The organism is Streptomyces sp. NPDC048349, from assembly GCF_040651925.1.
Classification (GTDB): domain Bacteria; phylum Actinomycetota; class Actinomycetes; order Streptomycetales; family Streptomycetaceae; genus Streptomyces.
The window spans coordinates 61,876-83,309 of record NZ_JBEZLA010000025.1 but is presented as its reverse complement, the minus strand read 5'-3'; the positions used below and the strand labels follow the sequence as shown (position 1 = coordinate 83,309).

The following is a 21,434-nucleotide window of genomic DNA, read 5'->3' as shown; positions in this document are numbered from 1 at the left end:
TGGCTACCTGCCCTTCCACTCCGGTGGCCGCTTCCCGGTGAAGGCCGCGTGGAACTCCGCGTAGTCCTGGCCGGTCATCAGCAGGGCCTGGGTGCTGGCGTCCAGCTCCACGGACGCGGCCAGCGGCATGTCGAGCTCGGCGGTGAGCAGCGCCTTGGTCTGCGCGTAGGCGAGGGCGGGACCGGCGGCGAGGTGCGCGGCGAGTTCGGCGGCCCGTGCGTGGGCCTTGCCCTCCTCGGTGAGCTCGCTGATCAGGCCGATCCGCTCGGCCTCGGGGGCCCGTACGGGCTCTCCGAGCATCAGCAGGCGGGTGGCGTGGCCGAGGCCGACGACGCGGGGCAGCAGGTAGGCGGCGCCCATGTCTCCGCCGGAGAGGCCGACGCGGGTGAAGAGGAACGCGAAGCGGGCGGTGGGGTCGGCGATCCGGAAGTCGGCGGCGAGCGCGAGGACGGCTCCGGCCCCGGCGGCCACCCCGTGCACGGCGGCGACCACGGGGAAGGGGCATTCGCGGATGGCGCGCACGACCTGGCCGGTCATCCGGTTGAAGTCGAGGAGCTGGGCGGTGTCCATGGCGAGGGTGGCGCCGATGATCTCGTCCACGTCGCCGCCGGAGCAGAAGCCGCGTCCCTCGCCGCCGAGCACGAGGGCGCGTACCGATCGCTCGCGGGACAGTTCGGCCAGCAGGTCGCGCAGGTCCGCGTAGGCGCCGAAGGTCAGCGCGTTCAGTTTTTCGGGTCGGTCGAGGGTGACGGTGGCCACGCCGTCCTGTCGGGTCACCCGCAGGTGGCGCCACCTTTCGGTCGCTTCCGTGGAACCGGTGAAGGGGCTCACAGGACCGACGGTATCACCGCGCCGTGACTGTCGTCATATAAACGCGACACATTCACCCCCGCACGGCACAGCGGCGCGGTTCGCCCTGCGCCGCGGGGGGGCCGCGCGTATGGCTATGCGCCCGGCTTCGCGAGTGTTGCGACGAGCACGGCCTTGATGGTGTGCAGCCGGTTCTCGGCCTCGTCGAAGACGACGGAGTGCGCGGACTCGAACACCTCGTCCGTCACCTCGAGCGATTCCAGCCCGTGCCGTTCGTGGATCTCCCGGGCCACCTTCGTGCCGAGGTCGTGGAAGGCCGGCAGGCAGTGCATGAACCGCACGTCCGGATTGCCGGTGGCCCGCAGCACGTCCATGGTCACCGCGTACGGGGACAGGGCGGCGATCCGCTCGTCCCAGACCTCCTTGGGCTCGCCCATCGACACCCAGATGTCGGTCACCACGAAGTCGGCCTGGGCCACGCCCTCGGCGATCTCCTCGGTCAGGGTGATCCGGGCACCGCTGCGCGCCGCGAGCTCGCGCGCCGCGGCCACCACGGGCTCGGCCGGCCAGTAGGCCTTCGGCGCGACGATCCGTACGTCCATGCCCAGCAGGGCGCCGGTCACCAGATAGGAGTTGCCCATGTTGAAACGGGCGTCGCCGAGGTAGGCGAAGGCGATCCGCTCCAGCGGCTTGGCGCAGTGCTCGGTCATGGTCAGGACGTCGGCCAGCATCTGGGTGGGGTGCCAGTCGTCGGTGAGGCCGTTGAAGACGGGGACCCCGGCGTGGGCCGCGAGCTCCTCGACGGCGGCCTGGCTGTCGCCCCGGTACTCGATCCCGTCGAACATCCGGCCCAGCACCCGCGCGGTGTCCTTGACCGACTCCTTGTGGCCCATCTGCGAGCCGGAGGGGTCCAGGTAGGTCGTCCGGGCGCCCTGGTCGGCCGCGGCGACCTCGAAGGCGCAGCGGGTGCGCGTGGAGGTCTTCTCGAAGATGAGCGCGATGTTCCGGCCCTGGAGCAGGGGCCGCTCGGTACCGGCCTTCTTGGCCGCCTTCAGCTCGGCGGCCAGCTCGATCAGGCCGCGGAACTCGGCGGCGGTGAAGTCGAGCTCCTTGAGAAAACTGCGGCCGGCGAGGTCGGGGGCCATGGGGTCGCTCCAGCGTCACGGTGACAGGGGATACTGGAAGTCTATACGATGCTCTGCATTGATATACAGGTGGGGGCGCGGGCCCGACCTCCCCCCGACCTCCCCGTACCCCCCGGCGCCGTCCACCTCCTCGGAATGCCCCTTCCGCGTCCCTTCAGCGTCCCCCGTCAGACGGCATCGCGCTCCACCGGACAGCTCATGCAGCGCGGCCCGCCCCGCCCCCGGCCCAGTTCGCTGCCCGGGATCTCGATGACCTCGATGCCCTCCTTGCGCAGGTGCGTGTTGGTCGTCACGTTCCGCTCGTAGGCGACCACCACCCCCGGCTCGACGGCCAGCACGTTGCACCCGTCGTCCCACTGCTCGCGCTCCGCCGAATGCACGTCCTGGGTGGCAGTCAGCACCCGGATCGCGTCCAGTCCCAGCGAGGCCGCGATGGCCCGGTGCATGTGCTCCGGCGCGTGGTCGGTCACCTTCAGCTCGTGCGGCCCGGCACCCGGCTCGATCGTGTAGGAGCGGAGCATGCCGAGCCCCGCGTATTGAGTAAACGTATCTCCGTCGACCATCGTCATCACCGTGTCCAGGTGCATGAACGCCCGCCGCTTCGGCATGTCGAGGGCCACGATGCTGGTCGCCGACCCGGCGGCGAACAGTCCCCGGGCCAGCATCTCCACTGCCTGCGGGGTGGTGCGCTCGCTCATCCCGATCAGCACCGCGCCGTTCCCGATCACCAGCACGTCACCGCCCTCGATGGTCGAGGGGTAGTCGGCCTGCCCCTGCGACCAGTAGTGGAAGGCGCCCGAGGAGGTGAACAGCGGGTGGTGCTTGTAGATCGCCTCGAAGTGGACGGTCTCGCGCTGCCGCGCCGGCCAGCGCATCGCGTTGATGGACACCCCGTCGTAGATCCACGCGGAGGTGTCGCGGGTGAACAGGTGGTTGGGCAGCGGCCCCAGCAGGAAGTCGTCCAGCTCCATGGCGTGGAAGCGCACCGACACCGGCTCGACGTGCCGCTCCAGGAACTCCCGCTTGGTCATCCCGCCGACCAGCGCCTCGGCCAGCTCGGCGGAGGTCAGGCCGTCGAAGACCGCCCGGAGGTGGTCGGTGGCGAGCGGCCCGTACTCCTTCTCGTCGAACACCCGGTCCAGGACGAGGTGTCTCGCCTCCGGGATCTCGAGGGCCTCGCACAGCAGGTCACCGAAGAGGTGGACCTCCACGCCCCGGTCCCGCAGCACGTCCGCGAAGCCGTCGTGCTCCTGGCGGGCCCGGCGCACCCACAGCACGTCGTCGAACAGGAGCGCGTCCTTGTTGCTCGGTGTGAGCCGCTTCAGCTCCAGGTCGGGCCGGTGGAGGATGACGCGGCGCAGCCGCCCGGTCTCGGAGTCGACATGGAATCCCATGCCGTACACGTTCCCAGACCGGACGGCCTTTTGACGTGGCGTCTGCTCAGCGGGGGGTGCCGAGGCCGAGAAGCGCCGTCGGGGCGCCGACGAGCTCGGGGGTGACCACGCCCAGCTCGGGCACGGCCAGGTTCGGCAGCCCGGAGTTGGAGGCGTCCGGCATCGTCAGCGGAAGGCCGAGGACCGCGCCGGGGGTCCGGGCGCGCATCCTGGTGGCGGGGGCGTCCAGGGAGCCCTCGCCGTCGGTCGACGGCTCGCCCAGCACGTTCGGCACGGGCGAGGTGACGAGGGTGTTGCCGAGCCGGGTGGCGATCGGGACCGGGGGGAGCAGCGGGGTCGGGAGCAGGTCCCCCGAGTGGAAGCGGGGCGCCTCGGGCGCTCCGACGACCGGCACCGGCACCCCGGTGGCCACGCGGGGGGCGTCCACGCCCAGCGTGGTCTCCACGGCCTCCAGCGGGACTCCGACCGGGACCGAGTCGGCCACGGCCGGGGTGGCCGCTCCGGCCGCCGCCATACAGGTCAAGAGCGCCGCAAAGCTTCCGCGCGCGGTCATCTTCATAAGTGATGTTCCGTCCTTCCAGGGTCGCGGACAGTCCGCTGCCCTGGATGAACGATCCCGCCGGTGGTTTTCCCGGCGTTCTCCGCGAAAGTTCCCCCATACGACCTAATTCGCGGCCGTACAGGGGCCTTCGCTTTACGCGCGCGGTCCTCCCGGCCGGCTCAGAGGCGGGGGTCGACCGGCTCCGACTCGAGGGCCAGCACCGCGAAGACGGCCTCGTGAACCCGCCACAGCGGCTCGCCGGCCGCCAGCCGGTCCAGCGCCTCCAGCCCCAGCGCGTACTCGCGCAGGGCCAGCGAGCGCTTGTGGCCGAGGAAGCGCTCGCGCAGCCGCTCCAGGTGGTCGGGGCGGGTGTACTCGGGACCGTAGATGATCCGCAGGTACTCGCGCCCGCGGACCTTGACCCCGGGCTGGACCAGGCGGCCCTTGCCGTCCCTGGCGTACGCCTGGAGCGGCTTGACGACCATGCCCTCGCCGCCTGCGGCCGTCAGCTCCAGCCACCAGTCGGTGCCCGCCCGTACGGAGTCCTCGTCCGCGGGGTCCACCAGGATCCGGGCGGTGCGGCGCAGCAGCCCGGTGCCCGCCGCCTCGTCGGCGGCGACCAGCCGGTCCAGCCAGAACAGCTGCTCGTCGTGCGGGACCGCGGCCAGCGAGCGCCCGGCCGCGGCCAGCAGCTGGAACGGCGCGAACCGCACGCCCTCCAGCCCCTCCGTGGTCCAGCAGTAGCGCCGGTAGGCGTCGGTGAAGGCAGCCGCGTCGGCGGCCCGGCCGCGCTGGCGCTCCAGCAGCTCGCCGGTGCCGACGCCCCGGGCGGCGGCCGCCTCCAGGGCGGCGATCGCGTCCGGGAAGACGGCGCGCGAGGCCGCGCCCACGGCGGCGTACTGGTGGCGCAGCAGGCCGCCGGACTTCAGGGACCAGGGCAGCAGCTCGCCGTCGATCAGCAGCCAGTCGGTGTCCAGTTCCTCCCAGAGGCCGGCGTCGGTGACGGCCGTGCGGATCCGGGCGAGGACCTCCTCGGTGTCCGCGGCGTCCTTGAAGAACGGCCGTCCGGTGCGGGTGTAGACGGACCCGGTCGGGCCGTCCACGCCGAAGCGCTCGCGGGCCGCGCCGGCGTCCTTGCAGAGCAGGACGGTGGCGCGGGAGCCCATGTGCTTCTCCCCGCAGACCACTTGGGCGATGCCGTCCTTGCGGTACTGCGCGAACGCCTCGGCCGGGTGCTCCAGGTAGCCCTCCTCCCGGGAGGTGGCCGTCGGGGCCATCGTCGGCGGGAGGTACGGGACCAGCCGGGGGTCCACGGCGAAGCGGCTCATGACCTCCAGGGCCGCCGCCGCGTTCTCCTCGCGCACGGTGACGTTGCCCAGGTGGCGGGTCTCCACGATCCGGCGCCCGTGGACGTCGGCCAGGTCCAGCGGGCGGCCGTCGTGCCCTCCCGGCGCCTCGGCGGCGAGCGGCTTGACCGGCTCGTACCAGACCTTCTCGGCCGGGACGTCGACCAGTTCGCGCTCGGGCCAGCGCAGGGCGGTCATCTTCCCGCCGAAGACGGCCCCGGTGTCCAGGCAGATCGTGTTGTTGATCCAGGCGGTGTCCGGGACCGGGGTGTGGCCGTAGACCACGGCCGCCTTGCCGCGGTAGTCCTCGGCCCACGGGTAGCGCACGGGCAGGCCGAACTCGTCGGTCTCGCCGGTGGTGTCCCCGTACAGGGCGTGCGAGCGGACCCGGCCGGAGGTGCGGCCGTGGTACTTCTCGGGCAGCCCTGCGTGGCACACCACCAGCCGGCCGCCGTCGAGCACGTAGTGGCTGACGAGGCCGCGGATGAACTCCCGCACCTCCTGGACGAACTCCTCCGGCTCCGCCTCCAGCTGCTCGATGGTCTCGGCGAGGCCGTGGGTGCGCTGGACCTTGGCGCCCTTCAGGTAACGGCCCAGCTTGTTCTCGTGGTTCCCGGGCACGCACAGGGCGTTGCCGGACTTGACCATGCCCATCACGCGGCGCAGGACGCCGGGACTGTCCGGGCCGCGGTCGACGAGGTCGCCGACGAAGACGGCGGTGCGCCCCTGGGGGTGGACCCCGTCCCGGTACCCGAGCTTGGCGAGCAGGGTCTCCAGCTCGGAGGAGCAGCCGTGGATGTCACCGATGATGTCGAAGGGCCCGGTGAGGTGCGTGAGGTCGTTGAAGCGCTTCTCCAGGACGACCTCGGCGGCCTCCACCTCCTCGACGGAACGCAAGACGTGCACCTTGCGGAAGCCCTCGCGCTCCAGTCCGCGCAACGAACGCCGCAGATCGCGGCGGTGGCGCTGGATCACCGCGCGCGGCAGCCCGGCCCGGTCGGGGCGGGCCGCGTTGCGCTCGGCGCAGACCTGTTCGGGCAGGTCGAGGACGATGGCGATGGGCAGCACGTCGTACCGGCGGGCGAGCTCGACGAGCTGCCTGCGGGACTCGGGCTGCACGCTGGTGGCGTCGACGACGGTGAGGCGGCCGGCCTCCAGCCGCTTGCCGGCGATGTAGTGCAGGACCTCGAAGGCGGCCTTGCTGGCGCTCTGGTCGTTCTCGTCGTCGGCGACGAGCCCGCGGCAGTAGTCGGAGGAGATGACCTCGGTCGGCTTGAAGTGCTTGCGGGCGAAGGTGGACTTGCCCGAGCCGGTGGCCCCGATCAGGACGACGAGGGACAGGTCGGTGACGGGGAGGACGCGGCGGGTTCCGGTCCCGTGGGCGGTGGTCATGCGGCCTCGCCCTCCTTCGGGGTGTCGGTGGTGGTGTCGGTGGTCGTGCCGGCATCGGCGCTGGTGTCGGTGGTGGTGTCGGGGTCGGTGGTGGTGTCGGGGTCGGCCCGGGTGAAGACGGCCATCTGGGTCGGCGGGCCGACCTCGGGGTCGTCGTCGCCGACGGGGACGAACGCGACGCCGTACCCGTGCCGTTCGGCGACGGACCCGGCCCAGGCGCGGAACTCCGCGCGCGTCCACTCGAAGCGGTGGTCGCCGTGCCGGACGTGCCCGGCGGGCAGGGTCTCCCAGCGGACGTTGTACTCGACGTTCGGGGTGGTGACGAGGACGGTGCGCGGGCGGGCCGAGCCGAACACCGCGTATTCCAGCGCGGGCAGCCGCTCCGGGTCCAGGTGCTCGATGACCTCGCCGAGCACGGCCGCGTCGTAGCCCGCCAGCCGCTTGTCGGTGTAGGCGAGCGAGCCCTGGAGCAGCCTCACGCGCGCGCTCTGCCGCTCCCCCATGCGCTCCAGGCGCAGCCGTTTGGCCGCCAGGTTCAGGGCCCGCACGGACACGTCCATGCCGACGATCTCGCTGTACGCCGGGTCCTTGAGCAGCGCCTGGACCAACTGCCCCTGACCGCAGCCCAGGTCCAGCACCCGCTGGGCGCCCGCGTCGCGCAGGGCGGCGAGGATCGCGTCCCGCCTCCGAACGGCGAGCGGTACCGGCCCCTCCTGCCCTTCGGACGCACCGCCCGGCTCGTCCGCATCGGCCGCCTCGTCAACGGCGTTGTCGAGCTCCTCGACCTCGCTGCCGTCGGCCTCGGCGAGGCGGACCAGCTCCAGGCGCTCGAGGGCGCTCTGGGTCAGCCGCTTGTGGCGGGCCAGGTAGCGGGAGCTGATCAGAGCGTTCTCGGGGTGGGCGGCCAGCCAGCCGTCTCCGGCGCGGAGCAGCTTGTCGACCTCGTCGGGGGCGATCCAGTAGTGCTTGGCGTCGTCGAGCACGGGCAGCAGGACGTACAGCTGGCGCAGGGCGTCGGCGAGCCGCAGCTCGCCCTCCAGGACGAGCCGTACGTACCGGGAGTCCCCCCACTCGGGGAACCGCTCGTCGAGCGGTACGGGCTCGGCCCGTACGAGGTCCCAGCCGAGCGGGTCGAACAGCCGGTGCACGAGCTCGGCCCCGCCGCGCGCGGGCAGCGCCGGGATCTCGACGCGCAGCGGCCGCGCCTGCTCCGGCAGCTCCGGGCGGGCGGCGCAGTGCCCCTTCAGCGCACTGCGGAACACCCCGCTGAGGGCCACCGCGAGCAGCGAGGAGGCCGCGTACGGCCGGTCGTTGACGTACTGCGCCAGCGCGGCATCGGGCGCTCCGCCCCGGCCCTTGCCCTGTCCGCGCCGCACGAGCGCGACGGGATCCACCTCCAGCATCAGGGCCGCCGTGCACCGCTGGGCGGTGGCCTCGGGGTAGAACACGTGGGCGGCGCCGTGGGAGGTGGAGAACGCCTGCGCCTTCCCGGGATGCTTGTGCAGCAGGTAGCCCAGATCGGTGGCGGGACGTTCAGGGGAGCCGGTGGTGGAGATCGTCAGGAACACACGACGATTGTTGCTGGTCACCGCCCATCGGTGCCCGCCATTTTCCCGCGGAGGGCTGCGATCCGGTCGGGGCCGATGCGGCAGCAGCCGCCGATGAGGCGGGCGCCCGTGCGGAGCCAGGCGGCGGTGGGCCAGGGGGCCTCGGTCCGCGGGGCGTGCCAGGTGGCGGTGGCGGCCTCCCAGACCGAGCCGTCGTTGGGGTAGGCCACGAGCGGCGTGCGGGTGGTGGCCGCGGCCGCTTCCAGGGCTGGCAGCACCTCCGCCGGATCGCAGCAGTTGACGCCGACCGCGATGACCTGCGGGGACGCCGCGGCGAGGGCGAAGGCCTCGGCGAGGGGCGCGCCGGAGCGGGTGCGGCCGCCGGCGGCGGTGTAGCTCAGCCAGGCCGGGGCGCCCGTCTCCGCGAGGACGGTGAGCAGGGCCTGCGCCTCGTCCGGGTCGGGGATGGTCTCCAGGGCGAGGACGTCGGGTCCCGCGGCGAGCAGGGCCTCGATGCGGGGCCGGTGGAAGGCGGTGAGCTCGCGCACGCTCAGCCCGTACCGGCCGCGGTACTCGGAGCCGTCCGCGAGCACCGCCCCGTAGGGGCCCACGGAGGCGGCCACCCACACCTCGTGGCCGGCGGCCCCGGCGACGCGGGCGGCGAGGGCGACGCTGCGGTGCAGCAGCTCGGCGGCCCGCGGGTGGCGGGGGCCGATCTGGTAGCTCGCGGTGATCAGGACCTCGGCGCCGGCACGGGCGTAGGCGGTGTGGGCGGCCGCCACCTGGTCGGGCCGTTCGGCGAGCACCCGGCCCGTCCACAGACCGCCGGACAGGTCGCAGCCCTGGGCGGCGAGCTGGTTGCTCAGCCCGCCGTCCAGGAGCACGGTGCGGTGGGCCAGGGCTTCGGCGAGCGGGCCGGACGCACGGGGCATCGCTGCTGCGCTCCCGTCAGCCGAGCTGGGGCAGGACCCGGGAAGAGATCAGCTCCAGGTGGTCCAGGTCGTCGAGGTCGAGCAGCTGGAGGTAGACGCGGGAGGAGCCGATGGCTCCGTAGGCCCCGATCTTCTCCACGACCTCGGCGGGGGAGCCGGCCAGACCGTTGGCCTTGAGTTCGTCCACGTCCCGGCCGATCGCGGCGGCCCGGCGGGCGACCTCGGCGTCGTCCTTGCCGACGCAGACCACGAGGGCGTTGGAGTAGACGAGGTCGTCGGCCTTGCGCCCGGCCTCCTCGGCGGCCGCCCGGACCCTGCCGAACTGCCGTCGGCTGTCGGTGAGGGACGCGAAGGGCATGTTGAACTCGTCGGCGTACCGGGCGGCGAGGCGCGGGGTGCGGCGCGCGCCGTGGCCGCCGATGAGCACGGGCACCTTGGCCTGGGCGGGCTTGGGCAGCGCGGGCGAGTTCTCCACGCGGTAGTGGTGGCCCGCGTAGTCGAAGGTGGCGCCGGCCTCGGTGGCCCACAGACCGGTGACGATCGCCAGCTGCTCCTCCAGGCGGGCCATCCGCTCCGCCGGGAAGGGGATCCCGTACGCCCTGTGCTCCTCCTCGAACCAGCCCGCTCCCAGGCCCAGTTCGATGCGGCCGCCGGACATCTGGTCGACCTGGGCGACCTGGATGGCGAGCACGCCGGGCAGCCGGAAGGTGCCGGCCGTCATCAGAGTGCCCAGCCGGATCCGCCGGGTCTCGCGGGCCAGGCCCGCGAGGGTGATCCACGCGTCGGTGGGCCCGGGCAGGCCATCGGCCGCGCCCATCTTCAGATAGTGATCGGAACGAAAGAACGCATCAAAGCCGAGGTCCTCGGTGGCCTTGGCGACGGCCAGGAGCGTGTCGTAGCTCGCGCCCTGCTGGGGTTCGGTGAAAATGCGAAGATCCATGCCCCCCATCCTGCCCCGCCCACCCCTGCCGGGTGAATCTGCGTCAACCGGACGGTCCACCCCGGACGCCGCCAGTGACCACCCCGGAAAGGGATCGTTGGCTCGGACGGAGCCGGACCGCCCGGCCCGCGCGCCGGCGGCCGCATCGCCGGTGCGTCCACCGCGCCCTTCCGCCCCGGAAGGGCCAGGGCCGAGGAGGCCGCCATGTCCCACGAGGTCGTGCCGGAGACCCACCGACAGACCGGACAGTCCGGACAGGCAGCACACGACGACGCACGCCAGGAGTCCGCGGTGGCGGTCCCCTCCGGGGGCGGCGCACCCAAGGGCCTGCTGCAGCAGATGGAAGAGCTGATGGCGGCGCTGAACGCCGACCTGTCGCAGCTCGACGCCGACCTCCAGGCCTCCACCGACCGCATCCCGGGCACGCCCGGGCCCGGCACCCCCGTCACCGGCGCGCCCGCCCCCGAAGGCGAGCGCCCGGCCCACCGGTCGTTCTGACCGTGCGGGTCCCGTCGCGCGCGACGGGACCCGTCGACACCTCAGGCCACGCCCGAGGCCGACCCCCGCTCGCGCACCGCCATGCGGCGCAGGATCGCCCGCACCCGGTCGCTCGACTCGTCAGCCGCGTCGATCGACTCTATGCACTGCCAGTACAGCGCTTCGTCGTCCGTCCCGCAGGCCACCCCGACCAGGGCTATGCCCACTTCGCCGAGCAGCGCCTGCAGTCCGAGCAACGCCTGTCGGACGTCCGCGACTGCCGTCAACTGCGCGGCCCGCGCCGGATATTCGGGCGCACTGCCCTCTCCGCGCAGCGCCGCCCGGTCGATGACCCCGCAGCCTCTGCCTCCCGCTTCCCCCAGTCCCCGTGCCTCCGCTCTCATCTCCGGCGGCCCGGTGACCGCCAGATAGCTCCCTACGCCCTGCGCGAGCGCCTGGGCCTGCCAGGCCTCGCCCACGATGTCCCACGCAGCCCCACTCTGTGCCAGCGCGTGCCGGCCGGCCGCGATGAGCCGTACCGCATCCATATGCCGTCCCCCGTCCGCACGACATCCCGCCATCTCACCACTACCCAGAGTGAGGGCAATGAGTCAGTAAAGCCAGGGGTATTCGGAAAATGTGGACACAAATGTGATTGTGAGGGAGTCCATCACTCCGAAGAGTGACGATTCGGTGCCTGTTCGCCCTCCACCGGGAAGCGGAGCTCGTTCCTCTCGATCTTCGCGGCGAGCGCATCCAGCACATCCACCCCGAGAACCCCGCAGAACTGCAGCAGATACGCGAGGACGTCGGCCACCTCATCGGCCACGCGGTGGGCCGTCTCCGGCTGCTCCATGACCTTCGCCGACTGTTCCGGCGTCAGCCACTGGAAGATCTCGACCAGTTCGGCCGCCTCCACGCTCAGCGCCACCGCCAGGTTCTTGGGCGTGTGGTAGGGCTCCCAGCCCCGCGCCGCGGCGAAGTCGGCGAGCCTGCGCTGCAGCAGGTCCAGCCGTTCACCGCGGGGGGCGGGGCCGTCGTGCGTGTCGTTCGTGTCCTTGGCGTCGCTCATGGATCACAGGTCTACCACCGTGACGCCCGCCAGGAGCCGGGCGGCCTCCGCGGTCCGCTCCCCCGCGGCCGCCACCAGCCGGACGTGGCCGCGCCCGCACGACAGGAGGGCCAGGCGCAGGAGTTCGGCGCACTGGCGGCCGTCCAGACCGCGGTCGAAGCCGTCGGCCAGCACCGTCAGGGCCTGCTGCGCGGAGAGCAGTTCGGCGGCCGGGTCCATGGCGAGCACGCCGGGGCCGGTCAGCAGGACCAGCGCCAGCGCGAGGAAGCGCAGTTCGCCCGCGCCGAGACGGGCCAGTTCCGTGGCGGGCCGGCCGGGGCCGCGGTCCAGTACGGCGGTGACCGGGCCGCCGGCGGGGGCCCGCACGTCCAGCCCGGCGACGGGTCCCGCGCAGCCCGCCCGGGCGGCCTCGGCCAGCAGTGCGTGCCGGGTACCGCACTCGTGGCGGGTCCTGCGCAGTACGTCGGCCAGGTTGGCGCAGTCGCCGAGCAGTCGGCCCTCCCCCGGCGGGACCGGCGCGCGCATCCGCCCGGGCCGCGGGTCGCAGGGGAACACCGAGCGCAGCGCCACCACCACCTGCTCGGCGGCGGCCAGGACCTGGCGCTGGCCGGCCGTGGCGCCGGCCACGCGCAGCGGGAGCAGGGCCGTGCCGAGCCGGTCGTCGGGCAGCGGGGCCCGGGTGACGCCGCCGGTGCCGCCGGTCAGCCAGGCGCCCTGCACGGAGCGGCGGCCGGGGTCGCGCAGCGCGGTCGCCAGCAGGATCTGCCCCGGCTGCGAAAGGCGTTCGCCGACGATGCGCAAGGTGGGCTCGGCCTGGACGGCGAGGTCGAGGCGGACCGGTCCGGCGGGGCCGTCGACCGTGCAGCCGATGCGGAAGCCGCGCCGCCGGTCGGCGTCGGGGACGGCGAGGTCGGGGATGCGGGAGCCCGGGTCGGGGAAGGCCTCCTCGAGGGTGGCTCCGGAGCCGAGCGCGGCGAGGGCCTCGTAGGCGGCCAGGGCCTGGGACTTGCCGCTGCCGCTCGGCCCGGCGAAGAGGGTGACGGGCCCGAGCGCGAAGGCGGCCCCGCGGTGCGGCCCGAAGGCGGACAGCCGCAGTTCGGTGACCGCCGGCCGGTGCAGCCGCCCGGCCTGCGCGGGCACGGTCCCTGCGGGCGCGGCCGCGGGGCCGTCGCCGGCTAACACCATGACGGGTCGGGCGGCGGGCACCCCGTCGGGCGGAGCGGCGGGGGGCGCAGCACGCACGGCGGCAGGAACGGCGGCCGGTGGTGCGGCGGAATCGGCGGCGGAAGGGGCGGCGGAGACGGCGGCGGAAGGGGCGGCGGGGAGCCCGGCAGGGCGGGTGGCGGGGCGGGCCGCGGGGAGGGTGGCGTCCATGCGGCGGACGGTACGGGCCGCCGGACCCCGCGGGGACCCGGCGAACCGTTACGTCGCGGCGACCTTCCTACGATCGGGGGACGGCTGCGGCCGCGATCCCCTCGACCTCGGTCCCGACGGGCGCCAGCAGGAAGACGTTTCGGTCCACCCGGTGCATTCCGCTGCCGAGCCCGAAGACCACGCCACTGCTGAAGTCCAGGATCCGCTTGGCCACTTCGCTGTCGGCGCCGGTGAGGTCCAGCAGCACCGGGATCTGCGCGATCAGGTACTCCGCCACTTCCCGCGCGTCCGCGAAGATCTGGACCCGGATCACCACGAAGCGCCGCTGCTCCGCCGCCGACGCCCCGGGCGCCGTGGGAATGGTGCGGTGGTCCACCCGGGAGGGCCATTCGTTGCGACTGCGCAGGGGGACCACCTGCGCGAGCCCCTCCCACTGTTCGTCGGTGACGTCGTACCTGCTCACCGGGCCGCCTCGGCCGCGCGCTTCATGTGCATCCCCCCATCCTCTCGCGTTTCACCCGTTCAGCCCAACAACGACACGAGCCGGAACGGGCTACTCCCCACGGGCGAATTGAGTTAGGTTAGGCATACCTAAGTTCTCGGGACGATGGAGAGATCCAGATGCGCATGTCCGGTGCCCCTGCCACCCCGGCCGCCCTGCCCACCGACGCCGAACGGGTGCGGTCGATCCTGGCCGCCGCCCACTCGATGACCGCGGTGACCGACGGGCTGCGCACCGAGGTCCGCCACCTCGACGGCGGCGACCCGATGGGCCGGCTGCACCTGCACCCCGCCGAACCGGGCGGGCACGCCGAGCACCGGCCGCCGATCCGGCTGGAGTTCACCGACGTCGCGCCGACCCCGGTACGCGACCGGGTGCGGGCCCGGGTGACCCTCGTGGGGCGCCTGCTCAGCCCGTACGCGGCCCTCACGCCCGACGGCTACGGCGCCGGCGACGGCGACGGCACCTGCATGGAATTCGAACGGTCCGTCCTGGAAACGGCGGACGGCTTCTCGTACGTCGGGCTCGACGAACTGGACGCTGCCCTCCCCGACCCGCTGGCCCCGTACGAGGCGGGCATGCTCACGCACCTCCTCGACGACCACCCCGACCTCGTCACCCTGCTGTTGCGCCTGGTCCAGCCGCTGCCCGCCGCCCCCGTGGTCCGCGCACTGCCGGTCGCCATGGACCGCTACGGGATCACCCTGCGGCTCGAGGAGCGGCGCGGCCACCGCGACGTACGGCTGCCCTTCCCCTCGCCGCTCGACGACGTGGAGCAGTCGGGCGCACAGATCCAGGCGCTCTTCAGCGCGGCCCGGCGGCGCTCGCACCGCAACACCCTGCCCGCCTGAAAGGAAGGCTCGTCCTGACGGTGTCACCGTCAGGCACGCGCCCCGCCGCTCGCATAGCGGTTCGCGGGCCGCGGCAGACCGTAGTTCTCGCGCAGCGTGCGCCCGCTGTACTCGGTACGGAAGAGGCCGCGCCGCTGGAGGATCGGCACGACCTGGTCGACGAAGTCGGTCAGGCCGGTGGGCAGGACGGGGGCCATGATGTTGAAGCCGTCGGCGGCGCCCCCGGTGAACCACTCCTCCAGCTGGTCGGCGATCTGCTCCGGGGTGCCGGCGAAGACCCGGTGGCCCCGGCCGGCCCCGAGGCGGGCGATCAGCTCGCGCAGGGTCAGGCCGTCGCGGCGGGCCAGTTCGGCGACGAGCGTGAAGCGGCTCTTGTTGCCGTTGATGTCCCGCTCCTCGGGCAGGTCCGGCAGGGTGCCGTCGAGGGGGCGGCCGGTGAGGTCGACGCCGAGCATCTGGGAGAGCTGGGCGAGGCCGTACTCCGGCACCTGGAGGTCGGTGAGCTGCTGCTCCAGGGCCTTGGCCTCGGCCTCGGTCGACCCGATGACGGGCGCGATGCCGGGCAGGACGAGCAGGTCGCCCTCGGCCCGGCCGTACTTCGCCAGGCGGGACTTGAGGTCCTTGTAGAAGGTCTGGCCGTCGGCGAGGGTCTGCTGGGCGGTGAAGACGGCCTCGGCGTACTGGGCGGCGAACTCCTTGCCGTCCTCGGAGGATCCGGCCTGCACCAGCAGCGGGTGGCCCTGCGGTGAGCGGGGCACGTTCAGCGGGCCGGCCACGCCGAAGTGCTCGCCGCGATGGGCGGCGGGGTGGAGCTTGTCGGTGTCGGCGTAGATGCCGCGCTCCTTGTCCAGGACGATCGCGTCGTCCTCCCAGCTGTCCCACAGCTTGGTGGCCACCTCGAGGAACTCGCGGGCCCGCTCGTAGCGGCGGCCGTGCTCCAGGTGCTCGTCCCGGTTGAAGTTGCGCGCCTCGTCGACGCTGCCCGACGTGACGATGTTCCAGCCGGCGCGGCCGCCGCTGATGTGGTCCAGGGAGGCGAACTTCCGGGCCAGGTTGTAGGGCTCGTTGAAGGTGGTGGAGACGGTGGCGATCAGTCCGATGTGCTCGGTGACGGCGGCGATGGCGGAGAGCAGGGTGAGCGGCTCGAACCCGCCGACGGCGTTGTGGCGGGCCTGGCCCCAGAGGGCGACCCCGTCGGCGAAGAAGATCGAGTCGAGCCGTCCGCGTTCGGCGGTGCGGGCCAGTTCCTGGAAGTAGCGCAGGTCGGTGACGCGTTCGGGGGTGCTGTCCGGGTGCCGCCAGGCGGCGTCGTGGTGTCCGGCGTTCATGAGGAACGCGTTGAGGTGGAGGGTGCGGGGTGCGGTCATGGCTGTTCCTGGGGTTCGGGGGCGGGGCCGGCGGCCTCGCGGGAGCGTGTGATCGGCGGAGTGCGGGGTGCGCGGGGTGCGGGGTGCGGACTGCGGATCCGGTGCGGGAGCGGGGGCCGCGCTCCCGTCTTCCGGTGCGGTGGAGGCTTCAGGCGGGGACGCGCCAGAGGCTGAGGCGGCGTTCGACGGTGACGAGGAGCTGGTTGAAGGCGACGCCGATCGCGGAGATCGTGATGATGCCCGCGTACATCTGCGGGATCGCGAAGTTGAACTGCGAGGCGTTGATCAGGAAGCCGAGTCCCGCTTTCGCGCCGATCATCTCGGCGGCGACGAGGACGAGGATGGACACGGCGCCGGCGAGCCGGATGCCGGTGAAGACCGCCGGCACGGAGGCCGGGAGGATGACCTTCTGGAACAGGCGCGGCGTGGAGAGGTCCATCGACCGCGCGAGCCGGACCAGGGTGGGGTCGGCGTTGCGGACGGCGCTGATGGTGTTGAGCAGGACCGGCCAGAGGCAGGCGTAGACGACGATCGACACCTTCGAGGTCTCGCCGATGCCGAGGAGCAGGACGAATACGGGCAACAGGGCGAGGGCCGCGGTGTTGCGGAAGACCTCCAGGAGCGGGCCGAGGAAGTCGGCGAGGGGCCGGTACCAGCCGATGAGCAGGCCGAGCGGGACGGCGACGGCCACGGCGATCCCGAAGCCGCCGAAGGAGCGGACCAGGCTGGCCCCGGTGTGCTCGGCGAGCTGTCCGTCGCCGGCCAGCTCCCACCAGGCCACGGCCACTTCGCTGATCGGGGGCAGGAAGGTGGCGTCGACCAGGCCGGCGCGCGGGGCGACCTCCCAGAGGGCGAACAGGGCGAGGACCGCGGCGGACCGCAGGGCCACGGCCTTCACCGCACGCACGACGGCCGGGACGCCGGACCGCGTACGGCGCGCGCCCGGACCGGGGGCCACCCCCGGCCCCGAGGCCGCCGCCGTGCCCGGGGCCACGACCGGATCGGAGGCCGCCGCCGTGCCCGAGGCCACCACCGGATCGGAGGCCACCGATTGGCCGGAGGGCGTCGCCTGGCCGGAGGTCACCGCCGGGGCGGGGGTTCTGCGGGGGCAGGCCCCGGGGCCTGCCCCCGTCGGCGCCGGGGTCTGGGGGGCCGGGTCGGCGGCCGTTGGGCTTCCCGCCGTCGGGGCGGGCCCGGCCGGGGCCTTGTGGGGTGCGGTGTCCGACGGGTGCGCGGGCGGGGCCGTGACGCCCGCCGCGGCCAGGGCGGTGGTGTCGGTTCCGGTGCTCATGCTGCTGCCGCCTCCTTCTCCAGTTGCTGGGCGCGGGCCACCTCGTCGTGGAGGAGGTTCCAGATGTCGTGCCGGTAGCGGGCGAATTCCGGGCTGGACCGCAGGGCCTCCCCGAGGAGCCCGTCCCGGTCGCCGAAGGAGACCGGGACGACCTCTTTGACCCGGCCGGGCCGGGAGGTCATGACGGCCACCCGCTGCCCGAGGTAGACGGCCTCCTCGATGCCGTGCGTGATGAACACGACGGTCTTGCCGGTCCGTTGCCAGATCCGGCGCAGCTCGTCCTGGAGGGACTCGCGGGTCTGCGCGTCGAGCGCGGCGAACGGCTCGTCCATCAGCAGCACGTCCGGGTCGTAGGCCAGCGAGCGGGCGATCGCGACCCGCTGGCGCATGCCGCCCGACAGCTGGTGCGGGTGCCGGTCCTCGAAGCCGGTCAGCCCGACCAGGTCGAGGAACTCCCGGGCGCGGGCGGCGCGCTGCCGGCGCGGTACCCCGGTGGCCTCCAGCCCGAACTCGACGTTCCCCTGGGCGGTCCGCCACGGCAGCAGCGCGTACTGCTGGAAGACGATGCCGCGGTCCAGGCCCGGCCCGGTGACCGGCTTCCCGTCGAGCAGGATCCGGCCCCCCGTCGGGCTCGACAGCCCGCCGAGGAGGTCCAGGAGGGTGGACTTGCCGCAGCCGCTGGGGCCGACCACCACGAGGAACTCGCCGCTGTCTATCTCCAGGTCGATGCCGTCGAGGGCGGTGAAGTCCCCGAACGTCTTGCGCACCGCCTCGAACACGATCTTCGCCACGGCGGCCGTCACCCCTTTCCGTAGGAGTTGAACTCGTTGGTGTAGAGGTCGGACGGTTTGAACTGCCCCTGCTTGATCTCGCCGCGCTCGCCGAGCCAGTCGAGCCAGAGCTGGAACTCCGCGTCGGGTATCCGGCCGCCCGTCTCGGCGATCCCGAAGGAGCGCCAGTACTGGAGGGCGGTCGTGTCCTCGTTGCGCCCGCGCTTCTTGACGATCTCGGTCATCCGGGCGACGGCCTCCTCGCGCGGCGTGGTGCGGGACCATTCGATGGCCTTGGCCACTCCCGTCACGAAGGTCCGTACGGTGTCCGGGTTCTGCTTGATGAAGCGCTCGGTCATGATGTAAGTGCCGGCGCTGAACGGGCCGAGCAGCTCCACGTCGGTGAACAGCGGGCGGATGCCGCCGGAGGCCAGCGCCTTGTCGCGCAGGATGCCGGTGAGCACCCCGACTTCGATCTGCCGGGCGCGCAGCGCCTGTTCGGTGTTGACGGGCGGCACCACCAGGGCCTCGACCTTGGCCGCGTCCGCCTTGGAGAGGCCGTTGCGGCTCAGGTACAGGTCGAGCAGGGCCTGGTAGTGCGCGCCCAGGGTGTTCATGCCGACCTTCTTGCCGATCAGGTCGCGGGCGGAGCGGATCGGGCTGTCCTCCAGGACGAAGTAGCCGGCGTAGGAGTACTGGTCCGAGCCGTAGGAGGAGATGACCGCCTTGATCGGCGCCTTGCCGGCGGCGAGCTTGATGACCGCGCCGTTGAAGGCGCTGCCGAAGTGGGTCTGTCCGGTGGCGGCGGACTGGATGTCCTGCGGTCCGCTGGTGGTGTTGCCGACCCATTCGAGGGTGACGTCCTCGAGGTAGCCGAGGTCAGCGGCCAGTTCGGGGAGCGTTACCGCGCCGACCGCTCCCTGGTACTTCAGGGTCTCGACCTGGGCTCCGGATCCGCCGCCGTTGGCAGTGGCCGTGCCGCAGCTCACCGCGGCCGCCGAGATGCCGAGCAGGGTGAGGAACTGGCGCCGGGAGGTGGTGGTCGGGGTGGAGGCTGCGGGCATGGCGGGTCCTTGTCGGTGCTGGGGTTGCGTGGGGGCCGGGGCGTTATGCGGTGGCGGCGAGTGCGGTGGCGTGCGCGGCGCCCCGCAGGGCGTCCGCGAACTCGTCGACGGCCTGGAAGAGGTCCAGCTCGGCCTCGGGCCGCAACCGGTCGGGGCCGGAGCCGCGCTCGACGGAGGAGTCCAGGACGAACCGCCCGGCGGTGACGTGCCGGGCGCCGAGGGCGCAGAGCACGGGGCGCAGGGCGTAGTCGATGGTCAGGACGTGGGCGAGGCTGCCGCCGGTGACGAGCGGGAGCACGGTCTTGCCGGCGAGGCCGTCCTGCGGGAGCAGGTCGAGGAAGGCCTTGAGCAGGCCGGTGTACGAGGCCTTGTAGACGGGGGTCGCGAGGACGATGCCGTCCGCGTCGGCGACGGCCTGCAGGGCCCGGCGGATTTCGGGCTCGCCGCGGCGGGCGGACAGCAGGTCGGCGGCGGGCAGGTCGCGTACGGACAGGTGGGCGGTGGCGAAGCCGGAGTGGGCCAGGCGGCGCAGCACGTGGTCGGCGACGACGGCGGTACGGGAGTGGGCGGAGGGGCTGCCGGTGATGGCGAGCAGCTGGGGCACGGGGGCTCCTTGGGCGTCGTACGGGAGCGGACGGTCAGGCGGCGGGGGCGGACGGTCAGGCGGCGGAGGTGGACGCCCCGGAGGCGGAGGTGGAGGCCCCGGAGGCGGAGGTGGAGGCCCCGGAGGCGATGCCGAAGGCCGGGTCCGGGACGGCTTCGGGACTGATCAGCCGGGACGGGACGCCGTCGGGCCCGACCGGCACGTCCCCGTCCACCGTCACGCGGCGCAGGGTGCGCTCGTGGTCGTCGGAGTCGTCCACGCCGTAGTGCTGGGTGGCGCGGTTGTCCCAGATCGCGACGTCGCCGGCCTGCCACTGCCAGCGGACGGTGTTCTCGGGGCTCTCGATGTGGGCCTGGAAGAGGTCCTGGAGGAGACGGGAGTCGCGGCCCGTGAGGCCCTGGATGCGCTGTACGAAGTTGCCGAGCAGCAGGGTGCGTTCACCGGTCTCGGGGTGGACGCGGACGACCGGGTGCTCGGTGAGGAACTTCGTGGAGGTGAAGACCTCGCGGTACTGGGCCAGCGCCTCGGGGAGGGCGTCGGGCTTCAGCGCGGCGTAGTCGTACTCGTTGGAGTGGACGGCGCGCAGGCTGTCGGCGAGGGCGCGCAGCGGTGCGGGCAGGTGGGCGTAGGCCGTGGCGGTGTTGGCCCACAGGGTGTTGCCGCCGTACGGGGGGACGGTGACGGCGCGCAGGATGGAGAAGGCCGGGTAGGCGGGGACGAAGGTGACGTCGGTGTGCCACTGGTTGGCGCGGGCGCCGTGCTGGGAGTCGATGCCGAGGGCGTAACGGCCGTCCGCGGAGGGGACGGTGGGGTGCGCGACGGGGGCGCCGAGCCGCTGGGCGAAGGCCTCGTGACCGGCTTCGTCGAGGTGGTCCTGGCCGCGGAAGAAGACGACCTTGTGGTCGAGGAGCGCGGCGCGGATGGCGGCGACGGTGGCGGCGGGCAGGTCCCCGCCGAGCCGTACGCCGCCGAGCTCGGCCCCGATGCGGCCGCCGATCTTCGTGACGGTGACGGAGGTGGTGGCAGTGGCAGTGGCAGTGGCAGTGGCAGTGGCCATGAGAACTCCCTGGTCAGGGCGCGGTTGGATGTTCCCGCAGAGAAGGAATCGAAGGACGTGCGGCTTGCTCCCGGAGGAGGGCAGGAGGCAGCGCGGTAGGAGGTGACGGGGCCGTACGGGAAGACGCGCGGGCCGGGCATGAGGACGAAGGGCGGCGGGGAGCACTGCGCGCATGACGGGACGGGAAGCCGGGCCGTGGACCGTGCCCGGCCGCCCGGCCGTGGCACGGCCGGTGGCGGACCCCGCCGACCGCCGGACCACGGGGTCCTCGGGGCCTCGACACCGCGGCCGGGCCACGTCGGGCACGAGCCGCGGGCTCGGACCGCGGGTCCCGGCCGTCAGGCACGGGCCGTCGGGCGCAGGCCTGAGGCACCGGCCGTGGGCCCGGACCCTCGGGCACGAGCCGTCGGGCACGGGCCGCGGGTCCCGGCCGGTCAGGCACGGGCCGTGGGCTCGAACCGTCGGGCGCAGGCCATCGGGCGCGGGCCCCGGGCCCGGACCATCAGGCGCGGGTCACCAGGTGGGGACTTCGAGCTCGGACCGTCAGGGTCGGGCTCCCGGGTTCCGGCCGTCAGGCACGGACCGGTGGGCTCAGACCCTCGGGCTTGGGCCACGGGCCGTGCCCCGGCCGTCAGGACGGACCCAGGGCTCGGACCCTGGGCTCGGGCCACGGGCCGTGCCCCGGCCGTCAGGACGGACCCAGGGCTCGGACCCTGGGCTCGGGCTCCGGGCTCGGGGCTCGGGGCGTGAGGTTCGGGCCATCAGGCTCAGGTCGTGGGCTCAGGCCCTCGGGCCGCGGCACGGACGTCAGGCACGGACCCTGGGCTCGGACCTCCGGGCTCGGGCCGTCGAGCTCGGACCGTCGAGCTCGTGCCCTCCGGCACGGACCGTGGGCTCGGGCTCCCGGCTCGCGCCCTCGGGTCAGGTTCCCTGGCTCGGGCCCTCAGGCTCAGGTCCG

Annotated in this window: 20 protein-coding genes; 2 read left to right on the top strand and 18 right to left on the bottom strand. The window is 73.4% G+C overall.

Annotated features, from left to right (window positions below; genetic code table 11):
• Window positions 1–3 precede the first annotated feature (3 nt).
• The 8 genes from AB0D44_RS16315 to AB0D44_RS16280 form a co-directional block, all read right to left on the bottom strand.
• Window positions 4–831 (bottom strand): enoyl-CoA hydratase family protein, encoded by an 828-nt coding sequence (locus tag AB0D44_RS16315; protein WP_362590532.1) that lies wholly within the window; start codon window positions 829–831, stop codon window positions 4–6.
• A gap of 113 nt (window positions 832–944) precedes the next feature.
• Window positions 945–1,955, bottom strand: coding sequence for an ornithine carbamoyltransferase (argF, locus tag AB0D44_RS16310; RefSeq protein WP_362590529.1), 1,011 nt, complete (start codon window positions 1,953–1,955; stop codon window positions 945–947).
• A gap of 167 nt (window positions 1,956–2,122) precedes the next feature.
• Entirely contained in the window at window positions 2,123–3,349 is a 1,227-nt protein-coding gene (locus AB0D44_RS16305) for an arginine deiminase (protein ID WP_362590526.1), read from the bottom strand.
• Between the two features lie 46 nt (window positions 3,350–3,395).
• Window positions 3,396–3,902 carry a hypothetical protein gene (locus AB0D44_RS16300; RefSeq protein ID WP_362590524.1) on the bottom strand — a complete coding sequence of 169 codons (507 nt, stop codon included), beginning with the start codon at window positions 3,900–3,902 and terminating at the stop codon, window positions 3,396–3,398.
• A 167-nt stretch (window positions 3,903–4,069) separates the two neighbouring features.
• On the bottom strand, window positions 4,070–6,628 hold the full coding sequence (locus AB0D44_RS16295; RefSeq protein ID WP_362590522.1) for a polynucleotide kinase-phosphatase: 2,559 nt from the start codon (window positions 6,626–6,628) through the stop codon (window positions 4,070–4,072).
• On the bottom strand, window positions 6,625–8,196 hold the full coding sequence (locus AB0D44_RS16290; RefSeq protein ID WP_362590519.1) for a 3' terminal RNA ribose 2'-O-methyltransferase Hen1: 1,572 nt from the start codon (window positions 8,194–8,196) through the stop codon (window positions 6,625–6,627). The genes AB0D44_RS16295 and AB0D44_RS16290 overlap by 4 nt, the downstream gene beginning before the upstream one ends.
• A gap of 17 nt (window positions 8,197–8,213) precedes the next feature.
• Complete coding sequence (gene mmuM, locus AB0D44_RS16285) at window positions 8,214–9,107, bottom strand: homocysteine S-methyltransferase (RefSeq protein WP_362590516.1); 894 nt, start codon at window positions 9,105–9,107, stop codon at window positions 8,214–8,216.
• A gap of 16 nt (window positions 9,108–9,123) precedes the next feature.
• Complete coding sequence (locus tag AB0D44_RS16280) at window positions 9,124–10,047, bottom strand: LLM class F420-dependent oxidoreductase (RefSeq protein WP_362590513.1); 924 nt, start codon at window positions 10,045–10,047, stop codon at window positions 9,124–9,126.
• 291 nt (window positions 10,048–10,338) lie between these two features.
• Here AB0D44_RS16280 and AB0D44_RS16275 point away from each other — a divergent pair, with 291 nt between their 5' ends.
• Window positions 10,339–10,545 (top strand): hypothetical protein, encoded by a 207-nt coding sequence (locus tag AB0D44_RS16275; RefSeq protein WP_362590564.1) that lies wholly within the window; start codon window positions 10,339–10,341, stop codon window positions 10,543–10,545.
• 41 nt (window positions 10,546–10,586) lie between these two features.
• On the opposite strand, the gene AB0D44_RS16270 is transcribed toward AB0D44_RS16275, so the two are convergent.
• The 4 genes from AB0D44_RS16270 to AB0D44_RS16255 all read right to left on the bottom strand — a co-directional run bounded on the left by AB0D44_RS16270 (window position 10,587) and on the right by AB0D44_RS16255 (window position 13,433).
• The gene (locus tag AB0D44_RS16270; protein ID WP_362590511.1) at window positions 10,587–11,072 is read right to left on the bottom strand and encodes a DUF6099 family protein; all 486 of its coding nucleotides are present in this window, start codon (window positions 11,070–11,072) and stop codon (window positions 10,587–10,589) included.
• 122 nt (window positions 11,073–11,194) lie between these two features.
• On the bottom strand, window positions 11,195–11,596 hold the full coding sequence (locus tag AB0D44_RS16265) for a nucleotide pyrophosphohydrolase (protein ID WP_362590508.1): 402 nt from the start codon (window positions 11,594–11,596) through the stop codon (window positions 11,195–11,197).
• Window positions 11,597–11,599: 3 nt separating this feature from the next.
• Window positions 11,600–12,781 carry an ATP-binding protein gene (locus tag AB0D44_RS16260; RefSeq protein WP_362590505.1) on the bottom strand — a complete coding sequence of 394 codons (1,182 nt, stop codon included), beginning with the start codon at window positions 12,779–12,781 and terminating at the stop codon, window positions 11,600–11,602.
• 256 nt (window positions 12,782–13,037) lie between these two features.
• Window positions 13,038–13,433, bottom strand: a complete 396-nt coding sequence (locus AB0D44_RS16255; RefSeq protein ID WP_030012729.1) for a cell division protein SepF — start codon at window positions 13,431–13,433, stop codon at window positions 13,038–13,040.
• A gap of 158 nt (window positions 13,434–13,591) precedes the next feature.
• Between AB0D44_RS16255 and AB0D44_RS16250 the strand changes: the two genes are divergently transcribed.
• Entirely contained in the window at window positions 13,592–14,323 is a 732-nt protein-coding gene (locus tag AB0D44_RS16250; protein WP_362590503.1) for a DUF2470 domain-containing protein, read from the top strand.
• Window positions 14,324–14,352: 29 nt separating this feature from the next.
• On the opposite strand, the gene AB0D44_RS16245 is transcribed toward AB0D44_RS16250, so the two are convergent.
• The 6 genes from AB0D44_RS16245 to AB0D44_RS16220 form a co-directional block, all read right to left on the bottom strand.
• On the bottom strand, window positions 14,353–15,690 hold the full coding sequence (locus tag AB0D44_RS16245) for an LLM class flavin-dependent oxidoreductase (RefSeq protein ID WP_362590500.1): 1,338 nt from the start codon (window positions 15,688–15,690) through the stop codon (window positions 14,353–14,355).
• A 148-nt stretch (window positions 15,691–15,838) separates the two neighbouring features.
• Window positions 15,839–16,597: an ABC transporter permease gene (locus AB0D44_RS16240; protein WP_362590561.1), complete on the bottom strand. Its 759-nt coding sequence runs from the start codon at window positions 16,595–16,597 to the stop codon at window positions 15,839–15,841.
• Between the two features lie 380 nt (window positions 16,598–16,977).
• The gene (locus tag AB0D44_RS16235; protein WP_362590498.1) at window positions 16,978–17,772 is read right to left on the bottom strand and encodes an ABC transporter ATP-binding protein; all 795 of its coding nucleotides are present in this window, start codon (window positions 17,770–17,772) and stop codon (window positions 16,978–16,980) included.
• 8 nt (window positions 17,773–17,780) lie between these two features.
• A complete protein-coding gene (locus tag AB0D44_RS16230) occupies window positions 17,781–18,815 on the bottom strand; it encodes an ABC transporter substrate-binding protein (RefSeq protein ID WP_362590495.1) in 1,035 nt (344 codons plus the stop codon).
• A 43-nt stretch (window positions 18,816–18,858) separates the two neighbouring features.
• Window positions 18,859–19,419, bottom strand: coding sequence for an NADPH-dependent FMN reductase (gene ssuE / locus AB0D44_RS16225; RefSeq protein ID WP_362590492.1), 561 nt, complete (start codon window positions 19,417–19,419; stop codon window positions 18,859–18,861).
• 55 nt (window positions 19,420–19,474) lie between these two features.
• A complete protein-coding gene (locus tag AB0D44_RS16220; protein ID WP_362590489.1) occupies window positions 19,475–20,476 on the bottom strand; it encodes a TauD/TfdA family dioxygenase in 1,002 nt (333 codons plus the stop codon).
• Window positions 20,477–21,434 lie beyond the last annotated feature (958 nt).

Bases quoted from the DNA above. Each gene is read 5' to 3' on its own strand.
- AB0D44_RS16230 (WP_362590495.1), bottom strand. From the start codon at position 18,815: ATGCCCGCAGCCTCCACCCCGACCACCACCTCCCGGCGCCAGTTCCTC.
- AB0D44_RS16220 (WP_362590489.1), bottom strand. From the start codon at position 20,476: ATGGCCACTGCCACTGCCACTGCCACTGCCACTGCCACCACCTCCGTC.
- AB0D44_RS16300 (WP_362590524.1), bottom strand. From the start codon at position 3,902: ATGACCGCGCGCGGAAGCTTTGCGGCGCTCTTGACCTGTATGGCGGCG.
- AB0D44_RS16245 (WP_362590500.1), bottom strand. From the start codon at position 15,690: ATGACCGCACCCCGCACCCTCCACCTCAACGCGTTCCTCATGAACGCC.
- argF (WP_362590529.1), bottom strand. From the start codon at position 1,955: ATGGCCCCCGACCTCGCCGGCCGCAGTTTTCTCAAGGAGCTCGACTTC.
- AB0D44_RS16295 (WP_362590522.1), bottom strand. From the start codon at position 6,628: ATGACCACCGCCCACGGGACCGGAACCCGCCGCGTCCTCCCCGTCACC.
- AB0D44_RS16260 (WP_362590505.1), bottom strand. From the start codon at position 12,781: ATGGTGTTAGCCGGCGACGGCCCCGCGGCCGCGCCCGCAGGGACCGTG.
- AB0D44_RS16250 (WP_362590503.1), top strand. From the start codon at position 13,592: ATGCGCATGTCCGGTGCCCCTGCCACCCCGGCCGCCCTGCCCACCGAC.
- AB0D44_RS16305 (WP_362590526.1), bottom strand. From the start codon at position 3,349: ATGGGATTCCATGTCGACTCCGAGACCGGGCGGCTGCGCCGCGTCATC.
- AB0D44_RS16265 (WP_362590508.1), bottom strand. From the start codon at position 11,596: ATGAGCGACGCCAAGGACACGAACGACACGCACGACGGCCCCGCCCCC.
- AB0D44_RS16270 (WP_362590511.1), bottom strand. From the start codon at position 11,072: ATGGATGCGGTACGGCTCATCGCGGCCGGCCGGCACGCGCTGGCACAG.
- mmuM (WP_362590516.1), bottom strand. From the start codon at position 9,107: ATGCCCCGTGCGTCCGGCCCGCTCGCCGAAGCCCTGGCCCACCGCACC.
- AB0D44_RS16280 (WP_362590513.1), bottom strand. From the start codon at position 10,047: ATGGATCTTCGCATTTTCACCGAACCCCAGCAGGGCGCGAGCTACGAC.